This is a genomic window from Natronococcus amylolyticus DSM 10524, from assembly GCF_000337675.1.
Lineage (GTDB): Archaea > Halobacteriota > Halobacteria > Halobacteriales > Natrialbaceae > Natronococcus > Natronococcus amylolyticus.
In genome coordinates this window covers 99,481-118,199 of the sequence record NZ_AOIB01000021.1, presented here as the reverse complement: position 1 = coordinate 118,199, position 18,719 = coordinate 99,481, and the positions used below count along the sequence as shown (strand labels likewise).

18 protein-coding genes are annotated in these 18,719 nt (G+C 65.7%); 5 read left to right on the top strand and 13 right to left on the bottom strand.

The window, feature by feature from the left end; all coding sequences use genetic code 11:
- Positions 1-40 precede the first annotated feature (40 nt).
- Entirely contained in the window at positions 41-793 is a 753-nt protein-coding gene (locus tag C491_RS09470) for a ribonuclease H-like domain-containing protein (protein WP_005555602.1), read from the bottom strand.
- Between the two features lie 114 nt (positions 794-907).
- On the opposite strand from C491_RS09470, the gene C491_RS09465 reads away from it, so the two are divergent.
- On the top strand, positions 908-1,636 hold the full coding sequence (locus tag C491_RS09465; protein ID WP_005555600.1) for a DUF7547 family protein: 729 nt from the start codon (positions 908-910) through the stop codon (positions 1,634-1,636).
- Here C491_RS09465 and C491_RS09460 read toward each other — a convergent pair.
- The 10 genes from C491_RS09460 to tbsP all read right to left on the bottom strand — a co-directional run bounded on the left by C491_RS09460 (position 1,615) and on the right by tbsP (position 10,626).
- Positions 1,615-2,025, bottom strand: coding sequence for a PhlB family protein (locus C491_RS09460; protein WP_005555598.1), 411 nt, complete (start codon positions 2,023-2,025; stop codon positions 1,615-1,617). The two genes, C491_RS09465 and C491_RS09460, sit on opposite strands and share 22 nt — an antisense overlap.
- Positions 2,022-3,179 (bottom strand): thiolase family protein, encoded by a 1,158-nt coding sequence (locus tag C491_RS09455; RefSeq protein WP_005555596.1) that lies wholly within the window; start codon positions 3,177-3,179, stop codon positions 2,022-2,024. Before C491_RS09455 ends, C491_RS09460 begins: the two co-directional genes overlap by 4 nt.
- A gap of 93 nt (positions 3,180-3,272) precedes the next feature.
- On the bottom strand, positions 3,273-4,526 hold the full coding sequence (locus C491_RS09450) for an outer membrane protein assembly factor BamB family protein (RefSeq protein WP_005555594.1): 1,254 nt from the start codon (positions 4,524-4,526) through the stop codon (positions 3,273-3,275).
- 60 nt (positions 4,527-4,586) lie between these two features.
- Complete coding sequence (gene hflX, locus C491_RS09445) at positions 4,587-5,888, bottom strand: GTPase HflX (RefSeq protein WP_005555593.1); 1,302 nt, start codon at positions 5,886-5,888, stop codon at positions 4,587-4,589.
- 257 nt (positions 5,889-6,145) lie between these two features.
- On the bottom strand, positions 6,146-6,871 hold the full coding sequence (locus C491_RS09440; protein ID WP_005555591.1) for a ribosome assembly factor SBDS: 726 nt from the start codon (positions 6,869-6,871) through the stop codon (positions 6,146-6,148).
- A 55-nt stretch (positions 6,872-6,926) separates the two neighbouring features.
- On the bottom strand, positions 6,927-7,685 hold the full coding sequence (gene psmA, locus C491_RS09435) for an archaeal proteasome endopeptidase complex subunit alpha (protein ID WP_005555589.1): 759 nt from the start codon (positions 7,683-7,685) through the stop codon (positions 6,927-6,929).
- 4 nt (positions 7,686-7,689) lie between these two features.
- Entirely contained in the window at positions 7,690-8,175 is a 486-nt protein-coding gene (locus C491_RS09430) for an Rpp14/Pop5 family protein (protein WP_005555587.1), read from the bottom strand.
- Positions 8,172-8,804 (bottom strand): class I SAM-dependent methyltransferase, encoded by a 633-nt coding sequence (locus tag C491_RS09425; RefSeq protein WP_005555584.1) that lies wholly within the window; start codon positions 8,802-8,804, stop codon positions 8,172-8,174. Before C491_RS09425 ends, C491_RS09430 begins: the two co-directional genes overlap by 4 nt.
- The gene (locus C491_RS09420; protein ID WP_005555582.1) at positions 8,788-9,492 is read right to left on the bottom strand and encodes an RNase P subunit p30 family protein; all 705 of its coding nucleotides are present in this window, start codon (positions 9,490-9,492) and stop codon (positions 8,788-8,790) included. The genes C491_RS09425 and C491_RS09420 overlap by 17 nt, the downstream gene beginning before the upstream one ends.
- 315 nt (positions 9,493-9,807) lie before the next feature.
- Entirely contained in the window at positions 9,808-10,626 is an 819-nt protein-coding gene (tbsP, locus tag C491_RS09415; protein ID WP_005555580.1) for a transcriptional regulator TbsP, read from the bottom strand.
- Positions 10,627-10,880: 254 nt separating this feature from the next.
- Here tbsP and C491_RS23975 point away from each other — a divergent pair, with 254 nt between their 5' ends.
- Positions 10,881-11,003 (top strand): hypothetical protein, encoded by a 123-nt coding sequence (locus C491_RS23975; protein ID WP_275040008.1) that lies wholly within the window; start codon positions 10,881-10,883, stop codon positions 11,001-11,003.
- 4 nt (positions 11,004-11,007) lie between these two features.
- Here the strand turns inward: C491_RS23975 and C491_RS09410 are convergent, their stop codons facing one another.
- Positions 11,008-13,095 (bottom strand): hypothetical protein, encoded by a 2,088-nt coding sequence (locus C491_RS09410; protein WP_005555579.1) that lies wholly within the window; start codon positions 13,093-13,095, stop codon positions 11,008-11,010.
- 140 nt (positions 13,096-13,235) lie between these two features.
- On the opposite strand from C491_RS09410, the gene glyA reads away from it, so the two are divergent.
- Complete coding sequence (gene glyA / locus C491_RS09405) at positions 13,236-14,483, top strand: serine hydroxymethyltransferase (RefSeq protein ID WP_005555577.1); 1,248 nt, start codon at positions 13,236-13,238, stop codon at positions 14,481-14,483.
- Between the two features lie 107 nt (positions 14,484-14,590).
- Here the strand turns inward: glyA and C491_RS09400 are convergent, their stop codons facing one another.
- On the bottom strand, positions 14,591-16,042 hold the full coding sequence (locus tag C491_RS09400; RefSeq protein ID WP_005555576.1) for an APC family permease: 1,452 nt from the start codon (positions 16,040-16,042) through the stop codon (positions 14,591-14,593).
- A gap of 410 nt (positions 16,043-16,452) precedes the next feature.
- Between C491_RS09400 and C491_RS09395 the strand changes: the two genes are divergently transcribed.
- Together C491_RS09395 and C491_RS09390 are read left to right on the top strand one after the other, a co-directional pair.
- Entirely contained in the window at positions 16,453-17,721 is a 1,269-nt protein-coding gene (locus tag C491_RS09395) for a serine hydrolase domain-containing protein (RefSeq protein WP_083909299.1), read from the top strand.
- A 98-nt stretch (positions 17,722-17,819) separates the two neighbouring features.
- Positions 17,820-18,713: a bifunctional methylenetetrahydrofolate dehydrogenase/methenyltetrahydrofolate cyclohydrolase gene (locus tag C491_RS09390; RefSeq protein ID WP_005555574.1), complete on the top strand. Its 894-nt coding sequence runs from the start codon at positions 17,820-17,822 to the stop codon at positions 18,711-18,713.
- Positions 18,714-18,719: the final 6 nt, after the last annotated feature.

The following is an 18,719-nucleotide window of genomic DNA, read 5'->3' as shown; positions in this document are numbered from 1 at the left end:
GACTGTTTTCGCCACGCCGTCGGTTGACGAGGAGCGACGGTTATGCGTCCCGACAGGCGGTCTCGAACACCGACTCGTGGAGTCGACCGGCGACCGTCTCCAGTAGCGGCTTCATGTTCTCCGTGTCGGCGCGGTTGTACTCGACGAGGCGCTCGAGAGCGGCGTCGTCGCCGCTCTCGTACTCGTGCCAGAGCCGAACCGCGTCCCGACCGCTGAGGTCGGGCATGTCGCGACCGATCCCCAGCTCGCGTTCGATCGCCTTCAGCCCGCCGTCGAGTCCTACTTTCTTGCAGGGGTACATGAGATCGACGTGAGGAACCGTCACGTCGAGGTCGTAGCACGTCTCGAGGAACGGAACGTCGAAGCGCTGCCCGTTGAACGTCACCAGCAGCGCCGACTCCTCGAGTTCGGCCTCGAGGCGCCGGGCGGTCAGGTCCCGTCCCTGAATGAACGTCTTCGTCTCGTCGCCGCGGTGGATCGATACCGTCGTCACGTCGTTGCGATCGGCACTCAGGCCGGTCGTCTCGATATCCAGAAAGGCGGTCTCCTCGCGGACGTTCTCGTAGAGGCGCCACCGGCTCGCAGCCGGCAGCGCCTCGGCGAACGTCGAGACGTCGCCACGCTCGAGGTGTTCCCACCCCTCGTCGATGAACGTCTCGATCCGGTCGGCGAGCGTGTCGCCGACGACGCTGCCGTCGAACTCCTCCCAGTGGGTAACCCCGTTCTCCCAGAGCCGGCGTTCGGTGGTCTCTCCGACGCCACGAACCGGGATGAAGCTGTTCTCGATTCGCACACCAGTGTAGGGGAGCCAGTCAGGCAAAAGCGCTTGGTTCCGCGCGAGCGACCGGTCGGTTTCCCGACTGATCCGAACGCCCGGCTTTTGGTCCCGGCCCGTGTAGAGCGGGGTATGGCCGATCCTGATCCCGACGACGAGGTCGCGGACGCGATCCGCGAGCTCACTACGACGATCGAGGAGCTCCGAACCGAACTCGAGGACCCCGCTCGCCGCCCTCGTCCTCGGTTTCCCGCGCCCCGTCCGCCGACGCCCCGAGAGCTGCTCCGAGTGGCCGACGAGGTCGCGATCCCGGCGCTACTGGCGACGCTCGAGTCGAGCGTTCGAACCCTCGAGGCCCTCCAGCGCGGCCTCGAGATCGTTCGCACCGAGCGGGAGGTCCGCGACCGCGTCGACGAGAGCACCGACCGCGCCGGTACGCGCGCGAGCGAGGTGCGCCGAACGACGCTCTCGCAGCTCGATACCGTCCTCGCAGAGCTCCAGCGGGCGGCCTCCGAGGGGACGTTGCCTGCCGACGAGGACGCTCGAGAGCTGCTCGTCGAGGCCCGCGAACTCCGCGACGAGGTCGACGGACGGCTGCGACGTGCCGTCGAGGGCCGCGAGAAAGCCGACGACGACGGACCGATCCGGATCGACATCGAGCAGCCCGACGAAACGACGGAGACGGACGAGGACGGCAGCGACCCCGACTCGAGCGTCGACGTGGACGCGGAGCTCGAGACGCTCAAGGATCGGTATTCGGAGGAACCCGAGAGCAACGACGACGAAGACGGCAACGAAACCGGCGAAGAAGAACCCGAGGACTCCGGAGACGACGATCCTCAGACCGGTTCGAACCGGTAGCCGTCCCAGCCCTGGCTGTCTGGCTCTCTGATTCCGGCGCCGAGCTCGCGCAGCTCCTCGGTGTAAACCGGTTCGACCTCGTCGCCGGTTTCTGCCTCGTCGTCGACGAGCTGGACGAGTGCCCGAACCGACGTCTCGACGTCCTCTCCGTCGTCAACCGCGTCGCCTTCCGAGGTCTCGGCGACCTCGCCGACATCGAACTCGACGATCGCGAGGTGGTTCGGCTCCCGGACTCCCGGCGGCGTCGCGGTGCTGGTCGTCCACGTCACGACCTCGGCGGTGTGCTCGCTGAGATCGATCGTCTCGACCGGTTCCGCGCCGTTCCGGCTGCGCGGGTGACCGGGGTAGCTGATCGTGCCGTCGTCGTATCGGGTCGCTTCCATCGTCATTGTCCTGCCTCCATAATGGTCGTAATCACACAGTTGCCGAAGCCGCCGACGTTACAACAGAGCCCGACCTCCGCGTCGACCTGGCGGTCGCCGGCCTCGCCCATCAGCTGTTCGTAAATCTCGACGCCCTGGGCGACGCCGCTCGCACCGAGCGGATGGCCCTTCGACTTCAGCCCGCCGGAGGTGTTGACCGGGAGCTCGCCCGTATCCCGTTCGGTGTACCCCTCCTCGACCAACTCCCAGGCCTCGCCCTGCTCGGCGAAACCCAGCCCCTCCATCTGCAGGAACTCGAGGATGGTGAACATGTCGTGGAGTTCGGCAACGTCGATATCGTCGGGGTCGCGCCCGCTCATCTCGTAGGCGCCCTCGCCGCTCTCGACGACGCCACCCATCACCGTCGGGTCCTCGCGTTCGTGGACGACGTGTGTATCGGTGGCGCCGTCGATCCCCGAGATGACGACGTACTCGTCCGTGTACTCCTGGGCGACCGACTCGGGACACAACATCAGCGCGGCCGAGCCGTCGGTGATCGGACAGAAGTCGTACAGCCGCAGCGGGTCCGCTACGATCGGCGACCCGAGGACGGTGTCGACGTCGACCTCCTTCTGGAACTGCGCGTGGGGGTTGTCGACGCCGTTTTTGTGGTTCTTCGAGGCGACCTTCGCCAAACTTTCTCGAGGCGCGTCGAAGCGCTCGAGGTAGTGACGCGCGGTCATCCCGGCAAAGGAGGGCAGCGTCACGCCGGTCTTGTACTCGACGGGGTGGGTGAGCGAGGCGATGACGTCGGTGGCCTCGCCGGTCGTCCGGTGGGTCATCTTCTCACCGCCGACGAGCAGGGTCATCTCGCTGGCCCCGCTTGCCACCGACTGCCAGGCGGCGTAGATCCCCGCCCCGCCACTCGAGCTGGTCTGATCGATGCGCTGGGTGTAGGCCGGGATCGCACCGATGTCGTGGGCCAGCCCGTTCATCACGCCGGTCTGTCCCTCGAACTCGCCGCTGGCCATGTTCGAGACGTACAGGTGTTCGACCGTTTCGGCGTCGACGCCTGCGTCCTCGAGACACTCGAGTCCGGCCTCGGCGAGGAGCTCCTGAACCCACTCCTCGCGTTGCCCGAACTTGGTCATCGAGGCACCGATGATTGCAACGCGTTCCATACCCTACCCGACTCAAGTCAATGATTTATATTGGAGGGATTGCGGCAGCGTTCGTCGGCCGTCAGTGGCTTCGAGTAGGCGTTTGCCGTCGACTCACTCCCCCTCGAGTGCGACCAGGGTGCCGTCGGCACGGAGCGCGTAGACGAGATCGTCTGCGAGCGCCAGCCCGCCGTGCGTTCCGATCCTGTCGGTCGGCTCGGTACTCCAGCGAGCGGCTTCGTCCGCGATCGACACCGCAAACACCGCGCTCCGATCGTCCTCGGCGACGTATACGGTCTCGTCGGTCGCGATCGGACTCGTTCGACCGACGGTCACCGTTCGCTCGTACTCCGAGTCGAGGTCGACGCGCCAGCGCTCATCGCCGGTTTCGGCGTCGAACCCGACCAGCGGCCCGCCGGCGAGGTCGACGGTATCGTCGGCGACCGACAGTGACCCCTGGACGGACAGCTCCGACGCCTCGGCCTGCCAGCGCGTCTCACCGGTTTCGAGGTCGATCGCGGCGACGCCGCCGTCTTCGGCCTGATAGATCACGTCGTCGTCGACGGCTGGGGGCCCTCGGAGCCGATCTGCTCCCTCGAGGGACCACACCTCTTCGCCAGTTTCGACGTCGACCGCGTAGAGGATCGACAGCGCCGTATTGCAGACGACCGTTCCCCGGGCGACCGCCGGTGTACTCGAGACCAGCCAGCCGACGGAGCCGTCGAACCCGTCGGCCGTTTCGGGAAGCGTCTCGGTCTCGAAGTGCCACCGCTCCTCACCGTTTTCGGCGTCGATCGCGTAGAGGCCGTAGCCGCCGGCGTACACCGTTCCGTCGGCGACCACCGCCGGCGCCTCGATCCCGGATCCGGACTCCAGTGCCGTCTCCTCGAACGTCCACAGCTCCTCGCCCGTCGCTGCGTCCAGCGCGTACACGCCGTCGCTGACGAGGTACAGCCGATCGCCGGCTGCCGTCACTGCCCGGACCGGAACGTCGTCGGATCGGTGCTCGCTGTCGTCCAGATCCGCGAGCGTCGACCCGTCGCCGGTCTCGGAATCCAGCTCTCGGACCCGGCCGTCCTCGGTTCCGACGTAGACGGTTCCGTCGGCCACGGCGAGTGCCGGGTCGTCGAACTCGAGTGACACGCCGTCGGACGTCCACCGCGGTTCGACGCCGCTCTTCGGTCCGTCGGCCGGCGAGTGTCTCGCGTTCGTTACGTCGTGACCGGCCACCGGCCACCCGTCCGGAGACGTCGTGTCGATCGTCGACTCGTCGTCGTCCGACTCCGAGCCGTTGCTCGCCGACGAACACCCCGCGACGCCGATTGCACCGACCGTCGCGAGCCACTCGCGTCTCGTTCGCTTGTTCATACGGTTCGTCCCTACCGCGAGAATAAGTGTTTTCCCGGCGTAACGGGCTCGGAAAGCGAGTTACGCCGACTCCGCCGCGGCCGTCTGCAAGTCACTCGCTCGAGAACGGGCCTGCGAGATGACCGCGGGCCGGGCCTCGAAGGCCACGAGGACGTCCTCGTCGCCGTAGGTGACGTCCTCGACGTGGGCGTTGTCGTGGAGCCAGGAGACCACGCTCATCGTGTCGTCGGTCATCGGCAGGACGAGCCGTTCTTCCTCCCAGTCGGGAAGCTCCCGGTCGATGCGCTCGAGCAGGCCGTCGACGTTCACACCCTCCTTCGCGCTGACGGTGACCGGGTTCGGCGCGAGCGCGGCCAGCGCCTCGCGCTTCTCGGCGAGTTCCTCCTCGCTCACCTGATCGATCTTGTTCAACACCGTGACGATCGGCGCCTCGTTGCGCTCGTAGAGGGTGTCGTGGCTGGTCACAAGCTTCTCGTGGATTTCGTCGACGTCCTCGCTGACGTCGACGACGAGCAAGACCAGGTCCGCCCGGTAGACCGAGTCCAGCGTCGACTTGAACGACTCGACCAGCCAGTGAGGGAGGTCGCTGATGAAGCCGACGGTGTCGGTGACCAGCACGTCCCGCGGTTCGATGTCGGCCTTCCGGGTCGTCGTTCCCAGCGTCGTGAACAGCCGGTCCTGGGACTCGGCGGTCGCGTCCAGATCCGGGTGGAGATCCTCGTTCTCCTCGACCTCGAGGTCGGTCGCGAGTCGGCGCAGCAGTGTCGACTTCCCGGCGTTGGTGTAGCCGGCGAGCGCGACCAGATCGAACCCGGAGTCGCGTCGGCGCTCGCGGCGGTGCTCCTCGGTCTGCTCGATCTGCTCGAGCTCGTCCTTGATGCGGCTGATCTGGGCCTTGATGTCCCGCTCGCGGCTCTCGTCGTACTCGCCGAGCCCCATGAACCCGGGGTGTTCCTCGCGCTTGGCGAGGCTCGTCTTGGCCTCGGCTCGCGGGAGTTCGTAGCGGAGTTCGGCGAGTTCGACCTGGAGCTGGGCCTTCCGGGTCTGGGCGCGCTGGCCGAAGATCTCGAGGATCAGGGTGAACCGGTCGATGACTTCGACGCCCTCGGGAAGCAGCTGCCCGAGGTTGTACGTCTGGTAGGGGCCGAGCCGGTTGTCGAAGATCACCGTCGTCGCCTCGGATCGGTCGGCGACGTCGGCGAGCTCCTCGGCTTTTCCCTCGCCGAGCTGAAGCGCCGCGTCGGCGGTTCGAGACTGGGTCACTTCGCCGACGACGGTGTAGCCGGCCGCCGCTGCGAGTTCGCGGATCTCGGTCGTGTCTGGCGTGCCGGAGTCGACTCGTTTGGCGATGATCGCGTTCATGCGGATACTCGTGTGTAGGTCGGGGAGTGGTCGCTCGAGGCGGGACGCTCGTCGTCGATGCGGTCGGCCGCAGTCGTCCCGGGGCCGTCGCTCGAGCGACGACGCGCGCGTCCGGAGACGCTACTGATGGCGGTCGAACACCTCCGTTGAACGGTCGCGGAGCATACCCCTGCGTACGCGGCGGATCGTCTTGAATCCAGTGCACGACCGAGAACCGTCGACGGAGCCGGCCTCCGAGGAAGGAACGAGGACGCGGCCTACCGCGTGTTGAGGTCGTCCTTGTCCTTGATAAGTTCCGTCTCGGCCTCGCCGCTCGAGTGTTCGTTGACGGTGTCGTAGAACTCGTTCTGTAGCCCCGCGGGGAACGTTAGCACGCCGATCCAGGAGCCGTCGGCCTGCCACTCCTCGCGCTCGAGGTCGCCGAACTCGCGGATCTTCGACTGTGCGCTGCCGGCGTGCTCGGCGGGGATCTGGACGGCCATCGTCACCTCCTCGAACCGGATCGGGATCACGGGCCGCAGATCGTCGAGCGCGTCGTCGACCTGCTGCTGGGCGGGTTCCATCGGGTCGACGGTGAAGCCGGCCTCCTCGAGGGCGTTGTCGATCCGTTCGGGAGGGTGGGGCGCGTTGTCCATCTGCGGGTTGACCGCGTTGCGCGTGATCGTGTCGATCAGCTGTTTGCGCTTTCGCTCCTGCATCTCGCGGCGCTGGTCGGCCGTGATCTGGATCTCCCCCTCCCTGATGACCTCGGGGATGATCTCCATCGGATCGGTCGTGTCGAACACCTTCTCGAGGTCGTCCTCGGCGGGGCGGTCCCCGCGGGAGGCGTTCTCGAAGACGTCCTCGGCGGCGATGACGTCCTCGAGATCGTCCTCGAAATCGCCGCGTTTGATCGCCAGCGCTGCGTCCGGGTCGACAAGCACTTCGAAACGCGCCCCGTGTGACTCGAGTCGCGCCGTCACCGCCTCGTCGAGCGATATCATACCCGAGCATACCTCCGGCCGGGTAAAAGAGCTTTTCCTGCCGGCGTTTCGGCGATTACTCGTCGGTGTCCTCGTCCTCGCCGTCGTCGAGCAGGTCGTTCTCCTCGAGGTGGGTCTCGATCTTGTCGTGGTCGAACTGCTCGAAGGACTCGCTCTCGACGTCGATCGTGGCGAGTCCGACCTCGCTCGGCAGCAAGGAGCCGTCGTTGACCGACGCGAGCGCGTCGAGCGCGAGGGCGATGCCGCCGTCGAGGTCGGCCTCGTCGTCGTAGTTCTCCTCTAAGTACTCCTGGAGTTCGCCGCGGTCCGAGCCGACCGCCAGGGCCTTCCACTCGTAGGGCGTCCCCGAGGGATCGGTCTCGAACAGTCGCGGCTCGCCGTTGTCGATACCGCCGACGATCAGGGCGACGCCGAACGGCCGCGCCCCACCGACCTGGGTGTACTGCTGGATGTGGTCGGTGACCTCCTTCGTCAGCGTCTCGACGCCGATCGGTTCGCCGTAGCGGAGGTGGTTGACCTGCGCCTGCCGACGGGCGAAGTCGATCAGCTGGCGGGCGTCGGCCACGTGGCCGGCGCTCGCGATGCCGACGTGGTCGTCGGCCTTGTGAATCTTCTCGACGCTCGAGTCCTCCAGCAGCGGGGAGGGGACTCGCTTGTCGACGGCGAGCACGACGCCATCGCTGGTTCGCACGCCGATGCTTGCTGTGCCTCGCTTGACCGCCTCGCGAGCGTACTCGACCTGGTACAGTCGGCCGTCGGGCGAGAAGATCGTGATGCCGCGGTCGTACGCCTGCTGTTGTTGTTGTCCCTGCATAGTATCACGCGAAACTGCAATCGAGGTCTGTCGCGCCCACGAACGCGTCATCGAGTCGCACGTCTGCAGACCCGTCGCGCACGACGGCGACTCGCTCCTCGTTCCGGAACACGACGTTTCTCTCCTTCGATTCTTGCCGGCGGCGTCCTAAATAGTTTTCTTCACCGGCACGGATCGTGCCACTGATACCGCAGACCCGAATCCCGACCGCAGCGCCGTCGATCTCGTCGATACAGGCGATCGCCGCCCTGGCAGGTTCGGTCTCGCCGCGGCGGACCCGAACGATCGCGGAACCGGTTCCGTCTTCGAACTCGAAACGAACGACCGTCAAATCGGCCGCGGCGCTGCCCGGATCGCCGAGCAGGTTCTGGCCCGCGTACCAACACTCCCGCTGGAACGCCCGCCGGCCGATCTCGGCGCCAGGCCAGCCCTCGAGCTCGAGGGCGAGGTAGCGCCACCGGGGCTGGAGGTGTTTCGGGAGGTGTTTCATTCGTCGGGAGCCTCGGCCTCGGCGACCGGACTCCGCTCGGCGACCAGCACGCCGACCTGGTCGTGGACCCGCTCGACGGCCGTCAGCGAGAAGCCTGCGCTCGTGAACGCGTCCGCGAGCGTACCGACCGTCGCCGGGTCGTCGACGTCGGGCGAATAAAACGGCGCCTCGGGGTCGGGCTCCCCGAAGAACATCACGTCGCCGAGGACGAACGTTCGGGGCTCGAGGCCGGCGATCACGTCGATCGCCTCCCGTTTCTCCTCGTCCGAGAGGTGGTGCATCGCGAAGTTCGACGTGACGATGTCGACGGGGCCGTCGTACTCGGGTTCGCGGAACGTGCCGCGGTCGAGTTCCACGTTCTCGAGACCCTCATCCTGGGCTTTCGCCCGTGCCTCGTCCATCATCCCCTCGCTGATGTCCCGACCGACGACCCGCTCGGCGTCGGGCGCGAGCGCGAGCGCGATGGCGCCCGTTCCGGTTCCCAGATCGAGGACGACGTCCTCGGCGTCGGGGGCGGCGTGTTCGATCACCAGGTTCGCGCAGGCGCGGTACTCGTCGGATTTCGACTCGTCGTACTCGCTGGCTTTCTTGTCGAAGCGGGCGGCGTGTTCCTCAGGACTCTTCTTCATATCTGCCCCGTTCGACCCCCGGCTCAATGAACGACTCGGAGTGGACGTGACGATTGCGCTCGGCCAGTCGCCCCCACTCGGCGAGGCCGTCCTCGACGAACGCCCCCGAGAGGCCGATCTCCTCGCCTAACGCCTGCAGTTCGCGGGGCGCGCGAAGCTCGAGGTGCGACGCCGGGTCTGCGCTGACCACGTAGGGTGCGTCGTAGTAGTCGACGATCTCCTCGAGCTTCCGCAGTGACTGGATTGCCCGCACCCGACGACCGCCGCTCGCTCGGAGGACGCCCGAGAGGTCGAACTCGATGCGGACGCCGTTCTCGACGGCTGCCTTCACCAGCACGTGGTTGACGTCGCCGTCGCCGGCCATCGGGCCAGCCAGCACGTCGATCTTCGCCTGCTCGACGGCGAACCGGTTCAGGGCGTCGGTCCCGCCCTCGAGCGCGAGGATCGTATGTGAGGGACGGAAGTTGCCGACGGAGCCGCTCGCCTGCTCAGGGTCGTTGGCCCGGATCTCGACGCCGTCGACGACGTCGATCCCGTACTCGTCGGCGATCGCGTCGGCATCGTAGTCGGCTCGAGTTCCGGAGTGGTTGCGCACGACCACGCCCTCGTAGCCGTAGTCGGCCGCCCGTTTCGCGAGCCTGGCGACCGTGCTCTGTCCCTCGGGATGGGCGCGGACGGCCTCGTACATACTCGAATGCTCTCGCGGCCGCGACTTGGGGTTTGCGTCACGTGCTCGCCCGGTCCACCCTCGAGCAACGGATTACGGCCGGGAGCGCGCTCGCCGAAGTTCGGCGAGTGCGCGACCCGGGGAAGGGCAGGCAGACTCACGGTACTCACCGCGAGCGAACCCGAAGGGTGAGCGAGCGGGCCGACGACTGACTCGGAGTGAGTGAAACGAACGGAGAGAAAGGAGGAGTGCTTTTGATCAACCTTTTACCGAGGGACAGCGCGCTGGCGGCGGCTCTGATGCCGCCAGCGCGTAAGACCGCAGAGTAAAAGGTTGTTAGTTGAGAATCGACTGCGCCACAGTTGCGAGCTGACCGTTGTCGGCCTCGGTGAGTCGCTCGTCGCCGATCTTCAGGCGCAGGCGCGGACGGCCGACGTCGATGGGAACCTTCTCGGTGTCGATCAGGCCCATGTCCTCGAGCTTGGTCTTCGTTCGGCTGAACGTCGCCTTGCTGGCGATGCCGACGTCCTCGCCCCACTTGCTGATGTCGTACAGCAGGGCCTCGTTTTTCGCGGCGACGAGCAGCGAGATCGTGACCTCGTCGAGTCCGTCGCCGTCACCGCGGGCGGTCTCGAGCGAGTCGAGGATCGCGCTGAAGTCCTCCTGTGCGTCGGGGCTGATCTCCTCGGAGAGCGTGTTCTGGACGTCCGAGATCGGCGGCGTCCGGAGGTTGAACTGCGAGGCGTCCTCCCAGCGGGTCGCGTAGGCGTCGTGGGTGTCCTCGACGAAGCTCTCGTCGTCGGTGACGAGTCCGCCGACGCGGTCGTTGGCGTGAACGATGGCGACGACGCTGTCCTCGGTGACGAGCAGGGAGTTCTCGGGAGCCTCCTCGAGCGAGCGCAGCGAGAGCGCGCCCTGGCTGACGAGGTCGGCTGCGTTCGAGGCGACGATGAAGTCGTCCATGACGTCTTTGAGTGTCCGTTCGTCGGCGAGCATGTGCACCGACGGGAGGTCGCCCTCGAAGGCGGTTGCCACGGAGACGAACTGTTCGATGGCATCCCGGGAGGGGTTTACCATGTACACGTCGCCGCTCGCGTCTTCGAGTACCGATTCGAGGATATCGTCAATCTGGTGATTGAGTAAATTCGAGGTCATGCCAATACAGAAGTAAACGAGGTACAGTTACTTAATTTTGGTGGCCGTTTTTCCCGGCAGAACCGACGGTTTCCGCTGTGGCGAGACAGGGGGATCGCGAGACCACCGTCGAATCAGGCCGTCCGGGGCTCGTCCGACCACCTATTTCTGCCCACATTTAGTGACAGTAAATTAGTATTGTAGCTCGCTGCATCTATATTTATATTTGAAATTACGACAAAACTTATGTTCACCTTCTGTTATTGTAGGGTTGCATGGGTGCATTTGGTAACCTGATCGAGGCGGTGCGGATGGGTGTCGAACGACGAGTACGAACTAGCGGCGACGACCGCTCGCTCCTCCGAGCGAGCGGCGTCAGCACGTACAGCGGCCCGTAGCGGTTCAGACTAACCGCGACCACAGTTCTCCGGACCAGTAGATATCGCCGTCGTAGATGACCGACGACTCCGTATCCTTGAGCAGTGACAAAAGTTCCGATCGATCCAACGTGAAACTGGATTCGTTGCCACAGAGGTAGGCGTACTCGCTGCCGGTCGTGTGTGGCACGTAGTACGATCCCGTCGCACGCGTCGAGTAGCAGTCGAACGTCGCCAGATACCGGTCGCTCTCGAGTTCCTCGAGGGTAATCGTCGTCGGGAGCCGGCTGTCGCTCTGGGTGAGCGAGTGGGTTCCGTCGCCGACGACGGCGTAGTCCTTGCCCATCATGATCCGGCGGCGGGCGAGTCGAAGCGCGCGCTCGATACTGAACCCGCGAACGAGTAGCTTGGCGAACGTCGATCCGACCTTGATGGCGTGGTCGTTCAACACCTTCCGGAACGTGACCGCGCCCGCGACGCTCCCCTTCTCGATCAGCTCCATGCCCTCGTAGTAGGAGCCACAGGCGTTGAGGAAGAACGTCTGTGCGGAACACTGCTCGAGGCTCGATGCCGAGAGCGTCCCGTCGGTACAGCGGAGGCCGTCGGTTTCGCAGTGACCGATGTAGTGGACGAAGTCGTACTCGCTCTCGAACACTGTCGCGAGTTCGGCCCTCGTCAGCCCCTCCTCGACGGTGATGTCGATCCGGACCTCGTTCGAACGTCGCCGGTATATCTCGGCGACGTCGTCGTGTTCCCCGGCCATCTCGGGATCGTTCAGGACGACACAGATCGAGGTCGACTCGCTCGAGCGCTCGAGGTACTCCAGTCGGTTGTGGTAGGCAGCCGCCGTCGATTTGAAAACGTCGATCGGGACGCCGTCGGCGAGCCAGCCGTGAACCCGTGCGTCCCGGAGATCGGGTTTGACGATGTCGACCGACGCGACCTGTCCGGAGTGGGCTCCCCCCGGCGAGCCGTTTCCGCCGCGATAGAAGTCGGTCAGCGAGCGTTCGATCAGCTCCTGGCCCTCGAGTTCGGAGGTTCGGGGCGTGTACAGCAGGCTCATTCGGTCGAGCAGGAACGGCAGCGTCTCGACGGTTTCGTACTCGGGAGCGACGTACGTCGCGAGGTGCCACTCCGGAAGGCGGTGCTCGACCGCCTCGTAGGGAACGTCGAGGTAGGTCGCGAGCCGCGTCGAGGGTGGCGCCTCGTAGAGCCGCTCGGCGTCGAGTTCGAGGACGTCGAGCAGACTGGACTCGGCGAGTTGGGTCCCGTACGGGCCGACGTTGCGGGCCAGACAGTCCAGAAAGAACGTCTTCCGGAGGAGCCGTTCGACGTCTCGTTCGAGACCCGGCATGGGTGCCAGCTCTCGTTCGACGCCCTGGTCGGGAACGCGAAGCCGCGGGCGCGTTCCGACGATGTCGTCGCTGTTTGTCGTTCGCACCGTCGCCTGGAGGTAGTACGCGAGCGACGCGGTAGCGTACAGCGCCTCGTAGTTGGGCGGGACGACGAACTCGATGCCGCTCTCTCGGTGCTCGGATCGGATCCCCTCGGGGATCTCCAGTTCGTCGCCGAACTCGATCAGCGGTGGATGACCGCGCAGCGTCGGATACGTGCGGTCGGGGCTGGTTGTCTTGTACGAGGAGGCGAGATGGGAGATAGCCGTCGCGATTTCGGACGGGGAGTCGGGGACGGTAATCGTTCCGGCGGGACGCTCGTGGCGACTTCGAAGGCCGACGATGACACGAATCGGCTCCGGAAAGGAGACCACGATCGACTCGAAGTCGTCGGTCTTCCGGATCGTCGCGCGCCCGGAAAAGCGGAGGTAGCTCTTGATCTCCGTGTCCACGTCGATCACGTACTCGTCAGGCGGCAGGGAGAGGGGTTTGCCGCCCGGATCGAGCTCGTACCGCGCGCTCGAGCCGAGCGCGAACGCGTAGACGACGGCGTTCGGGAACCGAAGCTCTTCGGTCGTGACGGTGATCGTCTCGTCGACCGGGCGCGGTATCTCCTGGCCGGAGCCAACGACGGAGAGGTCGCTCCCGACGACGGTGAGTTCGGCGTTATCCGTGTCCATCACGTGGAGCGTTTCCCCGGCCGTCGCCCACTCGATCATTCGGTATGCTCAATACCCGCCCGATTAGTTAGGTGTATCGGACGTGTCCTCCGATCCGGAACGTTTCGCCGGACGAGAGCTACTGGCTCGACTTGCCGTAGACGGGTACACTTATGCGCCCACCGAACCGCACACCAGATATGGATCACGAGCACGTCCGGGACGTCGACCCCGCCGTCGCCGACGCACTCGAGGGAGAGGTCGATCGACAGCGGGAGTCGCTCCAGATGATCGCCAGCGAAAACCACGTCAGTCGCGCCGTCATCGACGCCCAGGGAAGCGCCCTGACGAACAAGTACGCCGAGGGCTACCCCGGCGAGCGCTACTACGGCGGCTGCGAGTACGCCGACGAGGTCGAGGAGCTGGCGATCGACCGCGCCACGGAGCTGTTCGGCGCCGAGCACGTCAACGTCCAGCCCCATTCGGGCACCCAGGCCAACCAGGCCGTCTACTTTGCGATGCTCGAGCCCGGTGATAAGATCCTCTCGCTCGATCTGAACCACGGCGGCCACCTGAGCCACGGCCACCCCGCGAACTTCGTCGGTCAGCTCTACGACGTCGAGCAGTACGAGGTCGACCCCGAAACCGGCTACCTCGACTACGAGGGGCTTGCCGAGCACGCCGCCGAGTTCGAACCCGACGTCATCGTCTCGGGGTACTCGGCGTACCCCCGGGAGGTCGAGTGGGAGCGCATCCAAGAGGCCGCCGACGACGTCGGCGCCTACCACCTCGCGGACATCGCCCACATCACCGGACTCGTCGCCGCTGGGGTCCACGAGTCGCCGGTCGGCGTCGCCGACTTCGTCACCGGCAGTACGCACAAGACGATTCGCTCGGGTCGGGGTGGTATCGTGATGTGCGACGAGGAGTACGCCGACGACATCGACGCCGCCGTCTTCCCCGGCGGCCAGGGCGGCCCACTGATGCACAACGTCGCCGGCAAGGCTGTCGGCTTCAAGGAGGCCCTCGAGTCGGAGTTCGAAGAGTACGCCTCTCAGACCGTCGCCAACGCGAAGGCCCTCGGCGAGGGACTCTCGGAGCACGGCTTCTCGCTGGTCTCGGGCGGAACCGACAACCACCTCGTGCTGGTCGACCTCCGTGAGAGCCATCCCGACACCTCCGGCGGCGACGCCGAGGAGGCCCTCGAGGACGCCGGCATCGTCCTCAACGGGAATACGGTTCCCGGCGAGACCCGCTCGCCGTTCGACCCCTCGGGGATCCGCGCCGGCACGGCCGGACTGACGACCCGAGGGTTCGACGAGGACGACTGCCGCGAGGTCGCCGACCTGATCGCTCGCGTCGTCGACGCCCCCGATGACGAGGACGTCATCGCCGAGGTCCGTGAGGACGTCGAGACGCTGTGTACGGAGAACCCGCTGTATGAGTAGTCGGGCCGATTCGGACCGGTTGTGTTCGGCTTTTCGCGTTTGTTTCCACCGGTGACTCGTGTCCAAATGTGCACCCGGCACGGTCTCCTGTGGCGCGCGGTGGCGTCCTAGTCGTCGTTGCCACCGCTGTTTTCGTCGATGGCCTCGTGTTTGTGGAGCAGGGTCATCCTCTCGCGGAGGTCTTCGCCTTCCTCGCCGTAGGTTCGCACACGATAGACGTACAACAGCGATACCAGTCCGATCCAGACGGCCTGTAGTACGAGCGCCGACGGAGCACCGAGGGCGACGAAGATCATGAACGCACCCGAGACGGCGACGTTGCCGACGGCGACGACCTTCAGCAGCCACAGCGGGAGCTTGTAGAACGAGTACTGGTAGCGCTGGGGGAACGTCTTCGGCAGGTTCCACAGCGCGACGGCGCTGATCATGAAGCTGATGAAGATGCCGGTGACCGTCACGGTGACGAGCCAGTCGAGGACGTCGACTGTGAGGATCCCGTCTAGGGGCCCCATTAGCGGCGTAGCGAGCAGCGGCGGGAGACTGAGCAACAGGAGCGCGCGATGTGGGGTATTGTACCGATCGTGGATTCCCGCGAAGAAGCCGGGGACGACGTCGTCACGGGCCGCACGCATGATCGTTCGCGAGTAGGAGGTGTACAGCGTATTGGTCGTCGTCGCCGCGGCGACGAGCGCGCCGAGCGCGACAAACGCGATCGCCCAGTCAGGCATGACGCCATCTGCAACGGCCGCGAGACCGCCCTCGACGGCCTGTCCATCCTCACCGACGATCGACTCCCACGGAACCGCACCGACGAGCGCCACGACGGTTCCGATCGTCAGGACGGCGACGAGCGCCATCCCGGCAGCTAGCACACGCGGGATGTTCTTCGCCGGATTCTCGAGTTCCTCGCCGATCTCGATGATCATGGCGAAGCCCTGGAAGGGGATGTACAGCGTCACGGCGGCCAGGAAGAAGGGCGCGTAGCCGTCGGCGAACGGTTCGCCCTCGCCCGCCGGGAACAGCGGCGTGACGTTCGACGCCTCGAAGGAGGTGAGTCCGCCGGCGATGAACGTCAGCATCGCCGCCATCAGGAAACAGACCAGAAGGATCTGGACGTTCGCGGCCAGTCGCACGCCGACGTAGTTGAACGTCAGGAAGACACCCAACAGCAAGTAGACCGAGACCACCGTCGGGAGCTCGACGAACACGGGGACGTACTCGGCGAATCCGAGCGCGGCGAACAGCAGATACGCCCAGACCGCCATCACCGGAACCGCGACTCCCAGGAATCCCCAGTACGGACCGACCAGCCGCGAAGCGTAAACGTACGTACCGCCGGCGACCGGGATCGCCCCGCCGAGTTGCAACAACAGGAGGATCCCCAGTACCATCGGAATCACCGATAGCAGGATTGCGACGACGATGCTCGGCCCCGCGACGGCCGCCATCTGTGTCGGTACGATGAAGATGCTCATTCCCACCGCCGTCCCGATGAGCAACGCTACTGCGGCGATCGGGCCGACCCGCTCGTTGATCAGCTTGAACTCGTCCCCAGACATCGAAGTATGCAAGACAATACCAGGCAGTCAAACATTAACATTGTTGTTTATACGCCGATCACTAGTGGGGATCGGAAGGGTGAAACCGAGTTAGCCTGATACTGTACAGAGCACGTGCTGGTAACGAATACTGGTTGGCTCTGCTATGAGAGTCCCCCGTCAACTTCGATGGGAGATATTGGTCGATGACGGATCGGTGACTACCCTTCGACTGTCCGGTTACCGGTCGCGAAATCGGTCGATTTCACGAGAAACTGCCTACAAATGGGCTTATTAGATTCAAAGGTGGTGGTCATAGAACGAATACGAGTATTAATTGGTCTCGTAGCCGCCACCCAAGTGGGCCTCGAGCGACGCGACGAGTCGTTGCATGCAGATAACTTATAGACGAGCGTGACGGTCGGGAACACATGCCATTCGATCGAACGGCTGTCGGTCGTCGAACAGTGCTCTCGGCCGTGGGAACCGCAGGAATCGCCGGCCTCACCGGAAAGGGCGGAGCGACACGAGGGTCGCTGGCTCGCGGTGACGAGCCCGGAGCGGGAAGCGACGAACCGGCGATCGTTCCCGACGGTGTCGAACGGATCGGTCGGACCTTCGAGTACCACCTCGAGCTGGGACTGCACCACGGTGCGCAGCTCTCGGTGTGGGAGGATGGCGAGCTCGTCGCCGATCTCGCGGACGGCGTCGACGGGCCTGATGGCGACGAGGTAACCGACGACTCCCGGTTTCTGCTGTTCTCGTGTACGAAACCGTACGCCGCGGCGTGTCTCCACGTGCTTGCCGACCACGGGGAGATCGGCTTCGACGACCGCGTGGTCGATTACTGGCCCGAGTACGCCGAGTCGGGGTCGCCGAAAGCCGAGACGACGATCCGACACGTCCTGAGCCACCAGGCCGGAATCCCGGCGGTCGACGTCGACGAGACGCCGGAGCTGTGGGATGATCCGCGTGAGATCGACTGTGCGGTCGAGGAGGCCGACCTCGCCTTCGAGCCCGGCGAGACGGCCCAGTACCACGTCTTCAGCTTCGGGTGGATCATCGCCGGGCTCGTCCGGCGAATCGACGGTCGGCGAATCGACCGGTTCGCGCGCGAGGAGGTGTTCGAGCCGCTGGGGATGGACCGAACCCACATCGGACTCCCCGAGGACGAGCCCGACGACGTCGCGACGCTCGTCGGATTCGAGCCGTTCGACCGCGTCGGCGAACCGGAGCCGATCGTCGGCTACACCACCGAGGAAGCCGCCGCGGAGTTCAACCGGGAGGACGTCCAGCGAAGCGTCGTTCCCGGCGCAACCGGGGTCGGAACTGCGGGCGACCTGGCCCGCTTCTACGCCTGCTACGTCAACGGGGGCGAACTCGAGGGAACCCGGCTGCTCGAGACGGAAACGGTCGACGAGGCGGCCGCGCCCCAGGCCGAGGTCGGACCCGAGGGCGGCGTCGGCACCGCACAGCGGTACGGGCTGGGGTTCCAGCTCGGCGGCACCGTCCCGGACCGTCACGGCGTCCCCGATCCCGCAGCCACCTACGGCCACGCCGGACTCGGCAGCAGCATCTCCTGGGCGGATCCCGAGGACGGACTCGCGTTCGCGTACGTCACCAACGGGATCCGGGACGCCTACGAGCACGACGTTCGGATGGCGACGATGGGCGAGACGGCTCGAGCCGAGAGTCGCTGATCCTCGAGCTGTCCACGATCGTAGGTATCGAGCTTCTCCGTGACGGAACGATGCCATGGATCCGAGCGTTGATTAGCCTCGCGGCCGCCCTCTCGAGTATGACCGAGATCATCGACGGGAAGGCCGTCGCGAGCGAGATCCGCGACGACCTGACGGACGCGATCGAACGACTGGCCGACGCGGACGCACGGCCGGGACTGGCGACGGTGTTGATGGGCGACGATCCCGCGAGCCAGACCTACGTGAACATGAAACAGCGCGACTGCGAGGAGGTCGGCATCGAGAGTACGCACGTCGACGTCGACGGCGACGCTCCAGCCGAGGCGCTGTACGACGCGATCGCCGATCTCAACGACGACCCCGAGATCCACGGCTACATCGTCCAGGCGCCGGTTCCCGACCACGTCGACTACCGCGAGGTGATCCGTCGAGTCGACCCCGCGAAGGACGTCGACGGTTTCCACCCGGAGAACGTCGGTCGACTCGTCGCGGGCGACGCCCGATTTCGGCCGTGTACCCCCCACGGCGTCCAGAAGCTGCTCGCCCACGCGGGGGTCGACCTCGAGGGCGCCGACGTGACCATCGTCGGCCGATCGGACATCGTCGGCAAACCGCTGGCGAACCTGCTGATCCAGAAGGCCGACGACGGCAACGCTACGGTGACGGTCTGTCACTCCCGGACCGATAACCTCGCGGAGAAAACCCGTCGAGCCGATATCGTCGTCGCGGCCGCGGGTGCTCCCGAGCTGATCGACGGCTCGATGATCGGCGAGGGTACAGTCGTGATCGACGTCGGCGTCAACCGAGTAGATGCGGACACCGAGAAGGGGTACGAGCTCGTCGGCGACGTCGAGTTCGAGAGCGCGAGGGAACACGCGAGCGCGATAACGCCCGTTCCCGGTGGCGTCGGCCCGATGACCCGCGCGATGTTGCTGTACAACACCGTCAGGGCCGTGAGTCTGCAGGCGGACGTGGACGTCGACCTGCCCTGACGATAC